The 14,388-nt window shown below is 72.9% G+C and carries 9 protein-coding genes, 1 other RNA gene and 1 pseudogene; 8 read left to right on the plus strand and 3 right to left on the minus strand.

From position 1 onward, the window contains the following. Positions 1-229: 229 nt before the first annotated feature. The 3 genes from MFF04_RS20920 to MFF04_RS20930 are packed head-to-tail and all read left to right on the plus strand — an operon-like array spanning position 230 to position 5,264. Entirely contained in the window at positions 230-928 is a 699-nt protein-coding gene (locus MFF04_RS20920) for a response regulator transcription factor (RefSeq protein WP_238278806.1), read from the plus strand. Then, on the plus strand, positions 925-2,349 hold the full coding sequence (locus MFF04_RS20925; protein ID WP_238278808.1) for a sensor histidine kinase: 1,425 nt from the start codon (positions 925-927) through the stop codon (positions 2,347-2,349). Before MFF04_RS20920 ends, MFF04_RS20925 begins: the two co-directional genes overlap by 4 nt. After that, the gene (locus MFF04_RS20930; protein ID WP_238278810.1) at positions 2,346-5,264 is read left to right on the plus strand and encodes a bifunctional [glutamine synthetase] adenylyltransferase/[glutamine synthetase]-adenylyl-L-tyrosine phosphorylase; all 2,919 of its coding nucleotides are present in this window, start codon (positions 2,346-2,348) and stop codon (positions 5,262-5,264) included. Before MFF04_RS20925 ends, MFF04_RS20930 begins: the two co-directional genes overlap by 4 nt. A gap of 16 nt (positions 5,265-5,280) precedes the next feature. Here the strand turns inward: MFF04_RS20930 and MFF04_RS20935 are convergent, their stop codons facing one another. Continuing rightward, complete coding sequence (locus tag MFF04_RS20935) at positions 5,281-7,647, minus strand: PAS domain-containing sensor histidine kinase (RefSeq protein WP_238278812.1); 2,367 nt, start codon at positions 7,645-7,647, stop codon at positions 5,281-5,283. Between the two features lie 203 nt (positions 7,648-7,850). Next, a complete protein-coding gene (gene pepN / locus MFF04_RS20940; RefSeq protein ID WP_238278813.1) occupies positions 7,851-10,460 on the minus strand; it encodes an aminopeptidase N in 2,610 nt (869 codons plus the stop codon). Between the two features lie 211 nt (positions 10,461-10,671). On the opposite strand from pepN, the gene MFF04_RS20945 reads away from it, so the two are divergent. Further along, positions 10,672-11,112: a VOC family protein gene (locus MFF04_RS20945; protein ID WP_238278814.1), complete on the plus strand. Its 441-nt coding sequence runs from the start codon at positions 10,672-10,674 to the stop codon at positions 11,110-11,112. Positions 11,113-11,118: 6 nt separating this feature from the next. Here the strand turns inward: MFF04_RS20945 and MFF04_RS20950 are convergent, their stop codons facing one another. Then, positions 11,119-11,295, minus strand: a complete 177-nt coding sequence (locus tag MFF04_RS20950) for a hypothetical protein (protein ID WP_238278816.1) — start codon at positions 11,293-11,295, stop codon at positions 11,119-11,121. Positions 11,296-11,471: 176 nt separating this feature from the next. On the opposite strand from MFF04_RS20950, the gene rnpB reads away from it, so the two are divergent. The 4 genes and pseudogenes from rnpB to MFF04_RS20970 all read left to right on the plus strand — a co-directional run. After that, positions 11,472-11,874, plus strand: an RNA gene (rnpB, locus tag MFF04_RS20955) — RNase P RNA component class A. A 442-nt stretch (positions 11,875-12,316) separates the two neighbouring features. Beyond that, entirely contained in the window at positions 12,317-13,336 is a 1,020-nt protein-coding gene (gene rsmH, locus MFF04_RS20960; protein ID WP_238278819.1) for a 16S rRNA (cytosine(1402)-N(4))-methyltransferase RsmH, read from the plus strand. Further along, positions 13,333-13,749 (plus strand): cell division protein FtsL, encoded by a 417-nt coding sequence (gene ftsL, locus MFF04_RS20965; RefSeq protein WP_238278821.1) that lies wholly within the window; start codon positions 13,333-13,335, stop codon positions 13,747-13,749. Before rsmH ends, ftsL begins: the two co-directional genes overlap by 4 nt. 7 nt (positions 13,750-13,756) lie before the next feature. Next, positions 13,757-14,388: pseudogene (locus tag MFF04_RS20970) on the plus strand (penicillin-binding protein 2); the annotation flags it as partial.

Below are 14,388 nucleotides of genomic sequence, written 5' to 3' on the forward strand. Positions count from 1 at the left end.
AAACATCCCCTCAAACGATACGCTATTCGAAAGGGCCGCCTCCGCAAGGAGCGGCCCTTTCGTGCGTTCGGGCCCGGCACATGACCGATGGTTCATGCGCCGGTCGTCTCCGGGAAAGCTGCGCTCCGCTACCAGGGACCGATCCTCCTGCGAGGAAGTCCCCATGGTCGCACTCCCCGATACCGAAGGCCGTTCCCCGAGCGCGCTCGAGCGCCTATCAAGGGGCGCCATGCGCCTTCTCATCATCGAGGACGACCGCGACGCCCTCGCCTATCTCGCCAAGGCCTTTCGCGAGTCGGGGCATATGCCGGACACGGCGGGCGACGGGCTCGACGGCTACGCGCTCGCGCAGGGCGGCGACTACGACGTGCTCATCGTCGACCGGATGCTGCCGAAGCTCGATGGTCTGTCCCTGGTGCGGTCGCTCCGCGAGCAGGGCGTGACGACGCCGGTTCTGTTCCTCTCCGCTCTCGGCCAGGTCGACGATCGGGTGAAGGGCCTGCGGGCGGGCGGCGACGACTACCTGCCCAAGCCCTACGCCTTCTCCGAGCTTCTCGCCCGCGCCGAGGTGCTGGCCCGCCGCCGTGCCGCGGTGCCCGGAAGCGCCGAGACCACGGCCTACCGGGTCGGCGACCTCTCCCTCGACCGCCTCTCCCATCGCGTCACCCGCGCCGGCCGCGAGATCCTGCTCCAGCCCCGCGAGTTCCGCCTGCTGGAGTACCTGATGCGTCATGCCGGTCAGGTCGTCACCCGCACGATGCTCCTGGAGAACGTCTGGGACTACCATTTCGACCCGCAGACCAACGTCATCGACGTCCACGTCTCGCGGCTGCGCGCCAAGATCGACCGCGACTTCGAGCACGCCATGATCCAGACCGTGCGCGGAGCCGGCTACATGTTGCGCGCCGAGGGCGCCCGGCCGGCTTGAGCGCGTCGGCTCCGGCGCCCGGCGAGGGCGCGCTCTCCCGGTTGCAGAAGCTCCTGCGCACGACCGCCTTCAAGCTGTCGCTCGCCTATCTCGTGGTCTTCGCGGTCTTCGCCTTCCTTGCGCTCGGCTACGTCGCCTGGAACGCGCGACGTGTCCTCGACGACCAGATCCTCTCCACCGTCGATGCCGAGATCAACGGGCTCGCCGAGCAGTACAACGCCGGAGGGCTCCGCCGTCTCATCAACGTGGTCGAGCGCCGCTCCCGCGAGCCCGGCGCCTCCCTCTACCTCGTGACGACGGCGCAGGGGCAGCACGTCGCCGGCAACGTCTCGGAGGTGCCGGCGGGGCTCCTCGCCGCGCCGGGTCAGGTCGAGGCCTCCTACAACCGCGGCAGCGAGGAGGGCCGGCTGGAGCGGGGCCTGGAGCATCGCGCGATCATGCGCATCTTCACGCTCCCCGGCGGCTTCCGCCTGATGGTCGGGCGCGACACCGAGGAGCGCGACCGCCTGCGCGCCGTGATCGGCCGAGCCTTCGGCTCGTCGCTGGCCCTCGTCGTGGTGCTCGGCGTCTTCGGCGGCTTCTTCGTCGCCCGCCGGGTGCTCGGCCGGGTCGACGCCATGACCGAGACGACCCGCACCATCATGGCCGGCGATCTCGGCGGGCGCCTGCCCGTCTCCGGCAACGGCGACGAGCTCGACCGCCTCGCGCAGAACCTCAACGCCATGCTGGAGCGCATCGGCGAACTGATGCACGGTCTGCGGGAGGTCTCCGACAACATCGCCCACGACCTCAAGACGCCGCTCACCCGCCTGCGCAACCGGGCCGACGAGGCCCTGCGCACCGCCGAGACGCCCGACGCGCTCCGCGCCGCCCTCGATTCGGTGATCGAGGAGAGCGACGGGCTCATCCGCATCTTCAACGCCCTCCTGATGATCGCCCGCCTGGAGGCCGGCAGCGGCACCAGCCCGCTCGGCCCCGTCGATGTCGGCGCCGCCGCCCGCGAGGTCTGCGAGCTCTACGAGCCCCTGGCCGAGGAGCGCGGCCTGCCGCTCGCCGTCAGCGCGGGCGAGGGGCTGATCGTCCAGGGCAGCCGCGAGCTGATCGGGCAGGCGCTTGCCAATCTCCTCGACAACGCGATCAAGTATGGCGGGCGGGACGGCATCGCCCTCGAGGCGCGGCGGGAGGGCGAACGGATCGTGCTGAACGTGGCGGATCGGGGACCGGGCATTCCGGAGGGCGAGCGCGAGCGGGTGCTCGATCGCTTCGTGCGCCTGGAGGATGCCCGCTCCCGCCCCGGCTTCGGTCTCGGGCTGAGCCTCGTCAACGCGGTGGTGCGCCTGCACCAGGGCACGCTCGCCCTGAAGGACAACGCCCCCGGCCTGCGGGTGGAGATCGCGCTGCCGGCGGAGCGCCCGGCGTGAGCGGCGCCCTGCGCGACCGGATCGTCGCGGCGCCGGTCCTCTCCGATCCCGATGCCGCGGCGGAGCGGCTCGCCGAGCTGCCGGGCCTCAAGCGCGAGCCGAAGCGGGTCCGGGCGCTGCTCGCGGGCATCGCCGAGCACTCTCCCTTCCTCTGGCAGATCGCGCTGCGCGATCCGAAGGCGCTCGCGCATCTCCTCGACGCGCCGCCCGAGGAGGCGGCCGCCGCCCTCGTCGCCGACCAGGCCGCCGCCGGGCGTCCGGGGGAGGGCGGCGCCATCGATCTCGACGCGGTGGGCGCGCGCCTGCGTCGGAACCGGGCGACCCACGCCCTTCTCGTGGCGCTCGCCGATATCGGCGGCGCCTGGGACCTCGACGCGGTGACGGGCTCGCTCTCGGACTTCGCCGACGCCTCGGTCTCGGCCGCCCTCGATGCGCTTCTCGGGCAGGCGGCGACTGCGGGCCGCTTCCTGCCGCCCGATCCGGCGCATCCTCAGGCGGGCTCCGGCCTCGTCGTGCTCGGCCTCGGCAAGCTCGGGGCGCGGGAGCTGAACTACTCCAGCGACATCGACCTGATCGTGTTCTTCGACCCCGAGCGCGTGCCCCTGCGGGAAGGAGTGGAGCCGACGCCCTTCTTCAGCCGGCTCGCGCAGGGCATGGGGCGCCTGCTCCAGGACCGCACGGGGGAGGGCTACGTCCACCGCGTGGACTACCGCCTGCGCCCCGATCCCGGCTCGACGCCGACCGCGATGTCGCTGAACTCGGCCTATGTCTATTACGAGACGCTCGGCCAGAACTGGGAGCGGGCGGCCTTTATCAAGGCGCGGGCCATCGCCGGCGACATCCCGGCGGGCGAGGAGTTTCTGAAGGAACTGCGGCCCTTCGTCTGGCGCAAGTATTTCGACTTCGCCTCGATCGCTGACGTCCACGCCATGAAGCGCCAGATCCACGCCGTGCGCGGGCACGACGTGATCGGGGTGGCCGGCCACGACATCAAGCTCGGGCGCGGCGGCATCCGCGAGGTCGAGTTCTTCGTGCAGACGCAGCAGCTCGTGTTCGGCGGGCGCCGTCCGGCGCTGCGGGGCCGCCGCACCGTCGAGATGCTGGCGAGCCTCACGGAGGAGGGCTGGATCGATGGACACGCCCGCGACGAGATGGCCGCCGCCTACCGCTTCCTGCGTGGCATCGAGCACCGGCTCCAGATGGTCGCCGACGAGCAGACCCAGCGCCTGCCTGCCGACGAGGCCGCCCTGGAGAGTTTTGCCCGCTTTGCCGGCTTTCCCGGTCTCGATGCCTTCCGCGAGGCGCTGCTCGGCCATGCCAGGGCCGTGCAGGGCCACTACGCGCTGCTGTTCGAGGCCGAGCCCGACCTCTCGGCCGGCGTCGGCAACCTCGTCTTCAGCGGCGCGAACGACGACCCGGAGACGCTCGCGACCCTGCGCGCGCTGGGCTTCCGCGAGCCGGAGACCGTGGCCGAGACCGTGCGGGGCTGGCATTTCGGGCGCCGCGCGGCGGTGCGCAGCGCCCGTGCCCGCGAGGTGCTGACCGAGCTGGTGCCGGCGCTCATGCAGGCGCTCGGCGGCACGCCGGACCCGGACGCGGCGCTCGCCGCCCTCGACCGCGCCTTCGAGCGGATGCCGGCGGCGGTCGAGCTCCTGACCATCCTGCGCTCCCACGAGCGGCTGCGGCTGCTCTTCGCCGACTTCCTCGGCAGCGCCCCCCGGCTCGCCGACACCGTCGCCTTCAGCCCGCACGTGCTCGACGCGGTGATCGACCCGGCCTTCGTGCGGCCGACGACGGAGACGGACCGCCTCGCCGAGACCTACCGGGCGCTCGTCGGCCGGCCGGCCGCCTTCGAGGAGTTCCTCGACCGCAGCCGCGACGCCGCTCGCCAGATGCGCTTCGTCACCGGGGCGCGGCTCCTGTCCGGCATCCTCGATCCGGCCGGCGCCGGCCGGGCCTTCTCCGGCATCGCCGATGCGGCGGTGTCAGCGGCGCTCGACGCCGTGAAGGAGACCTTCGAGGCCGAGCACGGGCGCGTCCCCGGCGGCCGGATCGCGATCCTCGGCTTCGGGCGGCTCGGCTCGCGCCAGCTCACTGCCGAGTCCGATCTCGACCTCGTGGTGGTCTACGATTTCGACCCCGAGGACCGCAGCAGCGACGGGCGCCGGCCGCTCGATGCCGGCGTCTACTACAACCGCCTGACGCAGCGGCTCGTGGCGGCGCTCACCGCGCCGACCCGGCGGGGCGGCCTCTACGAGGTGGATCTGCGCCTACGCCCCAGCGGCGGCCAGGGCATGATCGCCACGCAAGGACGCAGCCTCGCGACCTACCTGCGCGAGGAGGCCGAGCCCTGGGAGGAGATGGCGCTGACCCGCGCCCGCGTGGTCTGCGGCGATGCCGGCCTCGCCGGCGAGGTCCGGGCGGTGATCCGCGCGGCCGTGGCCCGAGCGCGGGACGCGGCGGAGGTCCGCGCGCGGGTGCGGGAGATGCGCGCCCTCGTCGAGCGGGAGAAGGGCGACGGCGGCCCCCTCGACCTCAAGCTCGCTCCGGGCGGTCTTCTCGACCTCGACTTTCTCGCGCAAGGCTTGGTGCTCGCCCACGCCGCCGGCCATCCCGCGCTTCTCGGAGATGCGGAGGGCGAGGCCCCGGACGCCCCGGAGGTGTTCGAGCGCGCCGGGGCCTGCGGCCTCCTCGATCCAGCGGATGCGGAGGCCCTGTGCGGCGCCTACCGGCTCCTCGACGACGTGCACCACTGGCAGCGCCTGATGGTCGAGGGGGAGGCCGCCTCGGCCTCGCCCGTGGCGATGGCACGGCTCGCCGCCGCCGCCGGTCAGCCCGATGCCAAGGCCCTCCTCGCCCGGCTCGACGGCGAGCGGGCGCAGGCGCGCGCGCTGTTCGAGCGTCTGCTCGCCTGACGGGTTTTGCGGAGGGTCAGATCGCGTGGCCGAGGCGGGGGCGGGACGGGCTGGCGCCGGCCACCGCCCTGAGGTCCGCGACGGTCTTCTGCGCGGCCTCGGCGGCGAGCGCCGCCAGCCGCTCGGGCGTCACCGCGGGCAGCCGCACCAGGACGATGGTGCCGACACCCTCCTGGGAGCGCAGGCGCAGGGATCCGCCCTGCATCTCGGCGTTGGAGCGGGCGATGGCGAGCCCGAGGCCGGAGCCCCGGTGGCTGCGGGTCAGATTGGTCTCGACCTGGGTGAAGGGCCGCCCGAGGCGGGTCAGGGCGCTCCGGGGGATGCCGATGCCGTTGTCCTCGACGTAGACGTGCACGTTGTCCCCGGCGGGACGGGCGCGCACCACGACGCGGCCGCCGGGCTGGGTGAACTTCACCGCGTTCTCGACGAGGTTGACGAGGATCTGCTGGAGGGCGCGCTCGTCGGCGAGCAGCGGCCGGGCGGCGCGAAGGTCGACGGTGACCGCGATGTTCTTGGACCGCGCCGCGGTCTCGACGAGGCGGAGCGCCGTGCGCACGCCGCTCTCGACGGCGATCTCGCGCTTGTCGAGGCTGACCCGCCGGGCCTCGAGGCGGGCCATGTGCAGGATGTCGTCGATGACCGAGAGCAGGTAGCCGCCGCTCTCGCGCACGTCCCGGCAGTACTCGGTGTAGCGGGGGGAGCCGAGGGGGCCGTAGACCTCGCTCTCCATCAGCTCGGCGAAGCCGATGATGGCGTTGAGCGGCGTGCGCAGCTCGTGGCTCATGGTGGCCAGGAACTCGGACTTCGCCTGGTTGGCGGTCTCGGCGGCGGCCTTCTGGTCGAGGTAGCGCTCGGCGAGGTCGGCGAGCTGATGGGTCTGGAGCACCAGGGTCTTGCGCGACGTCTTGAGGTCCTGGACCGTGTTGATCAGCTCGCGCTCGGAGGCGACGAGCTGCTCCTGCTGGCGCTTGAGGTTGGTGATGTCGGTGCCGACCGAGACGTAGCCGCCGTCCTTGGTGCGCCGCTCGCTGATCTGGAGCCAGCGCCCGTCGGCGAGCTCGGCCTCGAAGGTGCGGGACGTGGCGCCGGCCGCCGTCTCCCGGTCGGGTAGCTCCCGGCGGATCTGGGGGAGCACGCCCCGGCCCATGATCTCGGAGTAGCGGCGGCCCGGCTGCGCGTCCTCGGGGCTCAGCGCGTGCAGGTGCCGGAACTTCGAGTTGCACAGCACGAGGCGGTTGCCGGTGTCCCAGAGGACGAAGGCCTCCGAGATCGCCTCGATGGCATCGCGCAGGCGCATGTCGGCGGTGGCGGTGGTCTCGAGGAGCTGGCGCTGCTCGGTGATGTCGACGGCGAGCCCGACGAGGTGGCGGCTGCCGTTGGCGGCGTCGGTGACGACCTCGGCGCGGGTGCGCAGCCAGACGTAGGACCCCTGCGCGTTGCGGACCCGGAAGGCGTGGTCGACGGCGCTCTCGCTCGCGGCGAGGTTGCGCGCCAGGCTGTAGAGGTCGCCGTCCTCCGGGTGGACCAGGGCGTTCACGGTGCCGAAATCCATGAACTCGCTCTGCCGGCGGTAGCCGAGGAGCTGGTACATGGAATCCGACCAGTAGATGCTGCCGCTGGCGATGTTCCAGTCCCACAGCCCGCTGCCACCCCGGCAGAGGGCGGCGTCGAGGCGCGAGCGCACCTGGTCGCAGAGCTGGTCGGCGGCGTGGGCCCGGCGGGTCTGGAGCCCGTAGGCGAGGCCGATCCCGATCACGACGAGGGCGGTGGCGGCGAGCAGCAGCATCTGCTGGCGCATCTGCGCGTGCCAGCGCTCGGTGATCGCCTCGACGGGGTGGACCACCGCGACGCGCCGGGCATCGCCCGGCACCGCGTGCATGGCGCCGAGCGCCTCCGAGCCGTCCGGCAGGGCGAGGCGCACGACGCCGGCCCGCGCCCCGAAGGTCGAGAGGGTCTCGGCCTCGCCGATCGCGTCCGAGAGGGAGCCGGAGGCCGGCGGATGGGCCGCCTCGATCCGCGCGCTCGGCGAGATCACGAGGAGCCGGCGCCCGGCGAGCGCCGCCTCGGGGGGCATCAGCTGGGTGAGGCGGTCCTGGAGGGCGGGCGCCGACAGGCCGCTCTCGCCCTTCAGCGCGTGGGCGGCGAGCCGCGTGAAGCTCTCGATCTCGGCGCTCGCCGCTCGCAGCGTCTCGTCTCGCTGCAGGCGCAGGTGCATGACGCTGAAGCCGATCAGCCCGACGAGGAAGAGGACGAGCACGCCCGGCAGGGCGCTGCGCAGCCAGAGCTCGACCACCGCGAGGCGACCGCCCTTCGGAGCGGTCCGGCGCAGGCCGAGGATCGTTTCCGCACGCGCGGAGAAGGAAGCGGAATCCGCCTCCGGCATGGCCGAGCCTCGTGACTGTCCGGTGAGCGTTTCGGGACCCCGGAAGCGCGGCCTCGAATCGTGACCAAATGTTTACCGAACGCGTCCGATTGTCCACGGCATTTTTTGTTCAAACCTTGACTCTTCTGCCGGTTCGAGTCCGTCCGATCCGAGCGTCTGGAATCGGTTTTCGAGAGTCGGCTCAAGGGTTTGTCGGGTCTCGCCTATCCGGCGACGCTGCGCGCGGCGATGTCGGCGACGTCTCGGGAAAGAGTGGGCGTTGCACGAATGCGCTCCAGGGCCTCACGGGCGAGCCTGCCTCGGCCGGGCTCCAGCAGCCGCCAGGACCCGAAGCTCGTCAGCAGCTTGGCGGCGATCTGCGGGTTGATCGGGTCGAGGGCGAGCACCGCGTCGGCGACGAGGGCGAAGCCCGCGCCGTCGGGTCGTGCGAACTGCGTCGGGTTCGAGAGCGGGAAGCTGCCGATCAGGGCCCGCACCCGATTCGGGTTGGTCATCGAGAAGGCCGGATGGGTCCTGAGCGCCGCGATCCGCGCGAGCGTGCCGGCCTCGGGGATCGCCGCCTGGAGGGCGAACCATTTGTCGAGGACCAGGGGCTCGTCGGCGTAGCGGGCGCCGAAGGCGTCCAGCGCCTGCTCCCGCGCCGCTCCCGGAATCAGCGAGAGCACGGCGAGCGCCGCGAGGCGGTCGGTCATGGTCGAGGCGGATTCGATCTGCGCGGCGGCCTCGGCCGCACCCGTCTCCGGGTCGGCGGCGGCGAGGAGGTCGAGGGCGGCGTTGCGCAGCGCCCGGCGGCCGGCGGAGGCGGCGTCGGGGCTGAAGCCGGCGCCGGGCGGCTCCGCCAGCGCCGCGCGGAGCGCCGAGAGACGCACGCCGAGCGCGGCGCCGAGATGCCGCCGCAGGTCCTCGCGGGCCGCATGGATCCGGTCCGGGTCGACGCCCTCGCCGATCTCGTTGGCGACGTCGCCCTCGCCCGGCAGGGCGAGGATCAGGGCGGCGAAGGCGGGGTCGGCCAGCGCCTCGGTGTCGAGGAAGCCGGCGAGCGCCCGGCCATACGCCTCCCGCGTGCCGGGCTCGGCGGCGCCGGTCATCAGCCGCAAGGCGAGCCCCTGCGCCGCCTGCCAGCGGTTGAACGGATCGGGGTCGTGGGCGAGCAGCGTCAGGCGGTCGACATCGCCCAGCGCCGTCTCCAGGCGCACCGGCGCCGAGAAGCCGCGCAGCAGGGAGGGCACCGGGGGCGCCTCGACATTCTCGAAGGTGATGGTGTCGGAGGCCATCTCCAGGACGAAGATGCCGTCGCGCACCCGGTCGCAGGTCGCGCCGTCGAGGGCGCCCTGCGGGCCGACGAGGCCGAGCGCGATCGGGATCATCAGCGCTGGCGCGCCGGGCAGGCTCTGGCGGAAGGTCAGGGCGTAGGTGCGGGCCTGCGCATCGTAGCGGCCCTCGACCGAGAGGCGCGGCGTGCCGGGATGCTCGTACCACTGCGCGAAGCCCGCGAGGTCGCGCCCGCTCGCCTGCGCGAAGGCGGCGAGGAAGTCCTCGACGGTGGCGGCGCGGCCGTCGTTCTCGGCGAAGTAGCGGTCCATGCCGGCGGCGAAGGTGTCCGCCCCGAGGAGCGTGCGCAGCATCCGCACGATCTCGGCGCCCTTCTCGTAGACGGTCGCCGTGTAGAAGTTGTTGATCTCGGCATATTGCCTGGGCCGCACCGGGTGGCTCAGCGGGCCCGCATCCTCCGGGAACTGGCGGGCGCGCAGGGTGCGCACCTCGGCGATCCGGTGGACCGCCCGCGAGCGCATGTCCGAGGAGAACTCCTGGTCGCGGAAGACCGTCAGCCCCTCCTTGAGGCAGAGCTGGAACCAGTCCCGGCAGGTGACGCGGTTGCCCGACCAGTTGTGGAAGTACTCGTGGGCGATGATCGCCTCGATGTTGGCGTAGTCCGCGTCGGTCGCGGTTTCGGCCGAGGCGAGCACGTACTTGTCGTTGAAGATGTTGAGGCCCTTGTTCTCCATCGCGCCCATGTTGAAGTCCGAGACGGCCACGACGTTGAACACGTCGAGGTCGTAGGCGCGCCCGAAGGCCCGCTCGTCCCAGGCCATGGCGCGCAGGGTCGCGTCGAGGGCGTAGCCCGCCCGCGCCTCGCGCCCCGGCTCGACATGCACGGCGACCTCGACGGTGCGCCCCTCCATCGTCGTGAAGGGCGCCGAGACCCGCCCGAGCCGGCCGCCGACCAGGGCGAAGAGGTAGGCGGGCTTCGGGTGCGGGTCGTGCCAGACGGCGAAGTGGCGGTTCGTGCCGGGCACGGGGCCGGCCTCGACCGGGTTGCCGTTGCCGAGCAGCACCGGCGCCTCGTCGCGGTCCGCCTCGATGCGGGTCGTGTAGACGCTGAGCACGTCCGGCCGGTCGAGGAAGTAGGTGATGCGCCGGAAGCCGTCGGCCTCGCACTGGGTGCAGTAGACGCCCCCCGACCGGTAGAGGCCCATGAGCTTGGTGTTGGCGGAAGGATCGAGCCGGGTCTCGATGCGCAGCACGAAGGGCCGAGACGGCGGCGCGTGCAGGACGAGGCCGGAGGGGGAGGCCGTGACATCGTCCGGGGCGAGGACGGCCCCGTCCAGCTCCAGGGCCACCAGGTCGATCTCGTCCCCGTCGAGGCGAAGGGCCGCACCGGCCTCGCCTGCGGGGTTCGGGCGCAGGGCGAGCACCGCGCTCACGCGCGTCTCGCGGTCGTCGAGGCGCACGTCGAGCTCGACCCGGTCGATCAGGTGGTCGCTCGGCCGGTACTCCTCCAGGCGGACGGTCTGGGGCGTGTCGGTGCGCATCGGGAGACCTCTCGGGCGGGGTGGCGCCGGCCCTTCCAGTAGCGGCTGGCGCCGTCCGCGCAACCGCGCCGCGCGGGGGCCGGCGAGTCTCGCATCGATTTCGCGGACGCCGTCGCGGCCTGACGGCCGCGCCGCGGCGCCGGCTCTCCGGGGCTTGCCGGCCTCCGGGCCGCCGCCATCTACGGCGGCGCCGGCAGCGGAGGAGCGCCCGATGGAATACCTGCACACGATGGTCCGCGTGGCCGACCTCGACCGAGCGCTCGACTTCTACGTCGGCACGTTCGGCCTCCGGGAGATGCGCCGGGTCGACAATGAGGCCGGGCGCTTCACCCTCGTCTTCCTCGCCGCCCCCGGCGACGTCGCCCGCGCCGAGGCGGAGCGGTCGCCCCTCGTCGAGCTGACCTACAACTGGGATCCAGAGACCTACACGGGCGGGCGCAACTTCGGCCACCTCGCCTATCAGGTCGACGACATCTATGCCTTCTGCCAGCGACTCTCCGAGCGCGGCGTGACCATCAACCGGCCGCCCCGCGACGGGCGCATGGCTTTCGTGAAATCGCCGGACGGCATCTCCATCGAGATCCTGCAGAAGGGCGAGGCGAAGCCGAAGCAGGAGCCCTGGGCCTCGATGGAGAACACCGGGACCTGGTAGCGGCCTTCAGCCTTCCGGCGTCTCGGTGGCGGGCGTGATGCCGAGCTCGGCGAGCTTGGCCGAGACCGCCTCGATCGGCCGTTTCAGCCGCAGGCTGATGACGGAGACGGGCACGCGCTCGCGGGCCATTGCGGTGAGGGACTGGACGGCTTCGAGGGTCCAGACGGTGTCGTTGACGGACATGGCGGGTTCCTCCGCGCCGGCCGTCGCCCTGCGCGGACGATCCGGCGTCGATGGGACCTGGGGCGCGGGGCGGGCCGCGCAACGCGGCCGCCGGAATTAAGGGCATGCCTGCGGAACGGGCAGGCGCGCCTTCCCGCTTGACCCCGCAGCAGGCCGCGGGCCACAGGAAGGGCGGATCAGCCGGCCGGGCGGCCGCTCCGGACTCCGGTCCGGGGAGGAAAGTCCGGGCTCCATGGAGAGACGGTGCCGGATAACGTCCGGCGGGGGCGACCCCAGGGACAGTGCCACAGAGAGCAGACCGCCCCATGTCCGCATGGGGTCAGGGTGAAAGGGTGCGGTAAGAGCGCACCGCGGACGCGGCAACGCGGACGGCACGGCAAACCCCACCGGGAGCAAGACCGAATAGGGGCGACACGCCCGCCCGCGAGGGCTGGGCAGGCCCGCTCTCCAGGCCCGTCGCCCGGGTTGGTTGCTCGAGGCGGCCGGCAACGGCCGTCCCAGAGGAATGGCTGCCGCGTCCGCGGTCCCCGCAAGGGGAAGCGGGCCCTACAGAACCCGGCTTACAGGCCGGCTGATCCGCCGTATTCCGTCGCGCCCGCAAAGACTTCCCCGGCCACCGGGCCGCCTGCGCCATGCAGTGCGGAAGGCCCTGCGGACGCCCTCGCGAGACGCCGGCCGGCGCTCAGCTTTCGCGGCAAACGGTTACGACCGGTTAACCTTGCTGATGTCTGATCCGCAGCGTCCGCGCCCCTGCCCGGGGCTCGTTGACGACGCTCAGAGGCCCATGTTACCCGGCAGCATCCCGTCAGCGGCGATTTACGGATCGGCGGAGGCACCCGGCAGCGGCCGGGCCGTCTCGTGCGCGCGTTTCCGTGTCCGGCGCCATGCGGCGGGATCCGTCCTCTCTTCGAGGGCCGCGGCCCCGCGGCCCCGCCGCGCGGCAGGCCCGTATGATCCGACGCCCGGATTCCGTTTCCCGTCCGCGAAGCCTTTCTTCGCGGCCTCGCGCCGGGGGCGCCCGGTGAGTCGCGGCGCGGCGCCCGCCGCTCCGCACGTGCCGGTGCTCCTCGAGGCGGTGCTGCCGGCGCTCGCGATCGAGGGGCCGGGGCTCGCCGTCGACGGTACCTTCGGGGCCGGCGGCTACACCCGCGCGCTTCTCGCCGCCGATCCCGAGGTGCGCGTCGCCGGCATCGACCGCGACCCGACCGCGATTACCGCCGGCGCGCCCCTCGTGACGGAATCGGGCGGCCGCCTGCGCCTGGTGCCCGGCCGCTTCGGCGAGCTCGACCGGCTCGTCGGCGAGCCGGCCCGCTGGGTCGTGCTCGACATCGGCGTCTCCTCGATGCAGCTCGACCGGGCGGAACGGGGATTCTCCTTCCGCAACGACGGCCCCCTCGACATGCGCATGTCGGCCGAGGGCGCGAGCGCGGCCGACCTCGTCAACGAGGCCGAGGAGGCCGAGCTCGCCGACATCATCTTCCACTACGGCGAGGAGCGACGCTCCCGGGCCGTGGCGCGGGCCATCGTCGAGCATCGCCGCCGCGAGCGCATCGAGACGACGGCGCAGCTCGCCGCCCTCGTGGCCGGCGTGGTGAGGCCCGAGCCCGGCAGCCCGATCCACCCGGCGACGCGCACCTTCCAGGGCCTGCGGATCGCGGTGAACGACGAGCTCGGCGAGCTGGTGCGGGCGCTCCACGCCGCCGAGCGGCTTCTGGAACCCGGCGGACGGCTGGCGGTGGTGACGTTCCACTCGCTCGAGGACCGCATCGTCAAGCAGTTCCTCTCCGCCCGCTCCGGCCGGGCGGTCCAGGCCTCGCGCCACATGCCCGGCGTCGAGCGGCCGGTCCCGAAGAGCTTCCGCCCCGTCACCAAGGGCCCGGTCGGCCCGAGCGAGGCCGAGATCGCGCAGAACCCCCGCGCCCGCTCCGCCAAGCTGCGCGCGGCCGAGCGCACCGATGCGCCGACGCCGGAGCCGCTGACGAGCCTCGAGACCCTCGCCGGCCTGCCCGGCGCTGCCGCACGCCCCGGAGGCCGCCGGTGATCCGCCTGCTCAACCTGCTCGCCGTCCTCGGCCTGATCGGCTCGGCGGGCTACGCCTACTCGATCAAGTACGACACGCTCTACCAGGCGGGACAGGTCTCGAAGCTGAAGGGTCAGCTCCACAAGGAGCGGCAGTCGATCGCGGTGCTGCGCGCCGAGTGGCAGCTCCTGACCCGTCCCGACCGCCTCCAGGCGGCCGTGGAGAAGCACCTGGCGCTGGAGACCATCGGCACCGAGCATCTCGGCCGTATCAGCGACCTGCCGGCCAAGCGCGAGCGCGGCGACGAGATCGGTCGCCTGCTCGCCGCCACCGCCACCCCCAAGGAGCGGCCCGAGCCGAAGACCACCGGCTCGCTGCCCCGCACCACGACGACCAGGACCCCGACCGCCGCTCCGGCCACCGCCTCGAGGTAGCGCCCCCGTGTCCGAAGACGCCCATCCTCATCTCGAAGCGCCGGCCGTCGCGGCCGAGACCGCCCGCCAGGGTCGGCTCGGGCAGACCGTACGGGCGATGTTCCGCCTCGCGATCGAGCGCAGCCACGCCCGGGTCGGGCTCGTCGGCCTCGCCTTCGCGGGCGTGTTCGGCACGATCTCGGTGAAGCTCCTCGCCATGGCCGCCTTCGGCGAGCCCCCCAGCCAGGAGCACCGGGTGGCGGCGGCCTCGACAACCGCGATCCGCCCGGACATCATCGACCGCAACGGCGAGGTGCTCGCCACCGACATCCGCACGGTCTCGGTCTTCGCCGAGCCCCGCAACATCTACGACAAGGACGAGGCGGTGGAGCTGCTCACCGCCGTCCTGCCCCAGCTCAACGCCGGGGAGCTGCGCGCCAAGCTCTCGACCAAGAAGGGCTTCGTCTGGGTCAAGCGCGAGCTGACCCCGAAGCAGCAGGCGGAGGTCCACCGCCTCGGCATCCCCGGCGTCGGCTTCCTGCCCGACCACAAGCGCGTCTACCCGAACGGGACGGCGGCCGCCCACATCCTCGGCGTGACGAACCTCGACAACGTCGGCATCGCGGGGATCGAGAAGTACATCGATCCCCGCGATGCCGA

Origin of the sequence: Methylobacterium jeotgali (assembly GCF_022179345.1) — a bacterium.
Taxonomy (GTDB): domain Bacteria; phylum Pseudomonadota; class Alphaproteobacteria; order Rhizobiales; family Beijerinckiaceae; genus Methylobacterium; species Methylobacterium jeotgali.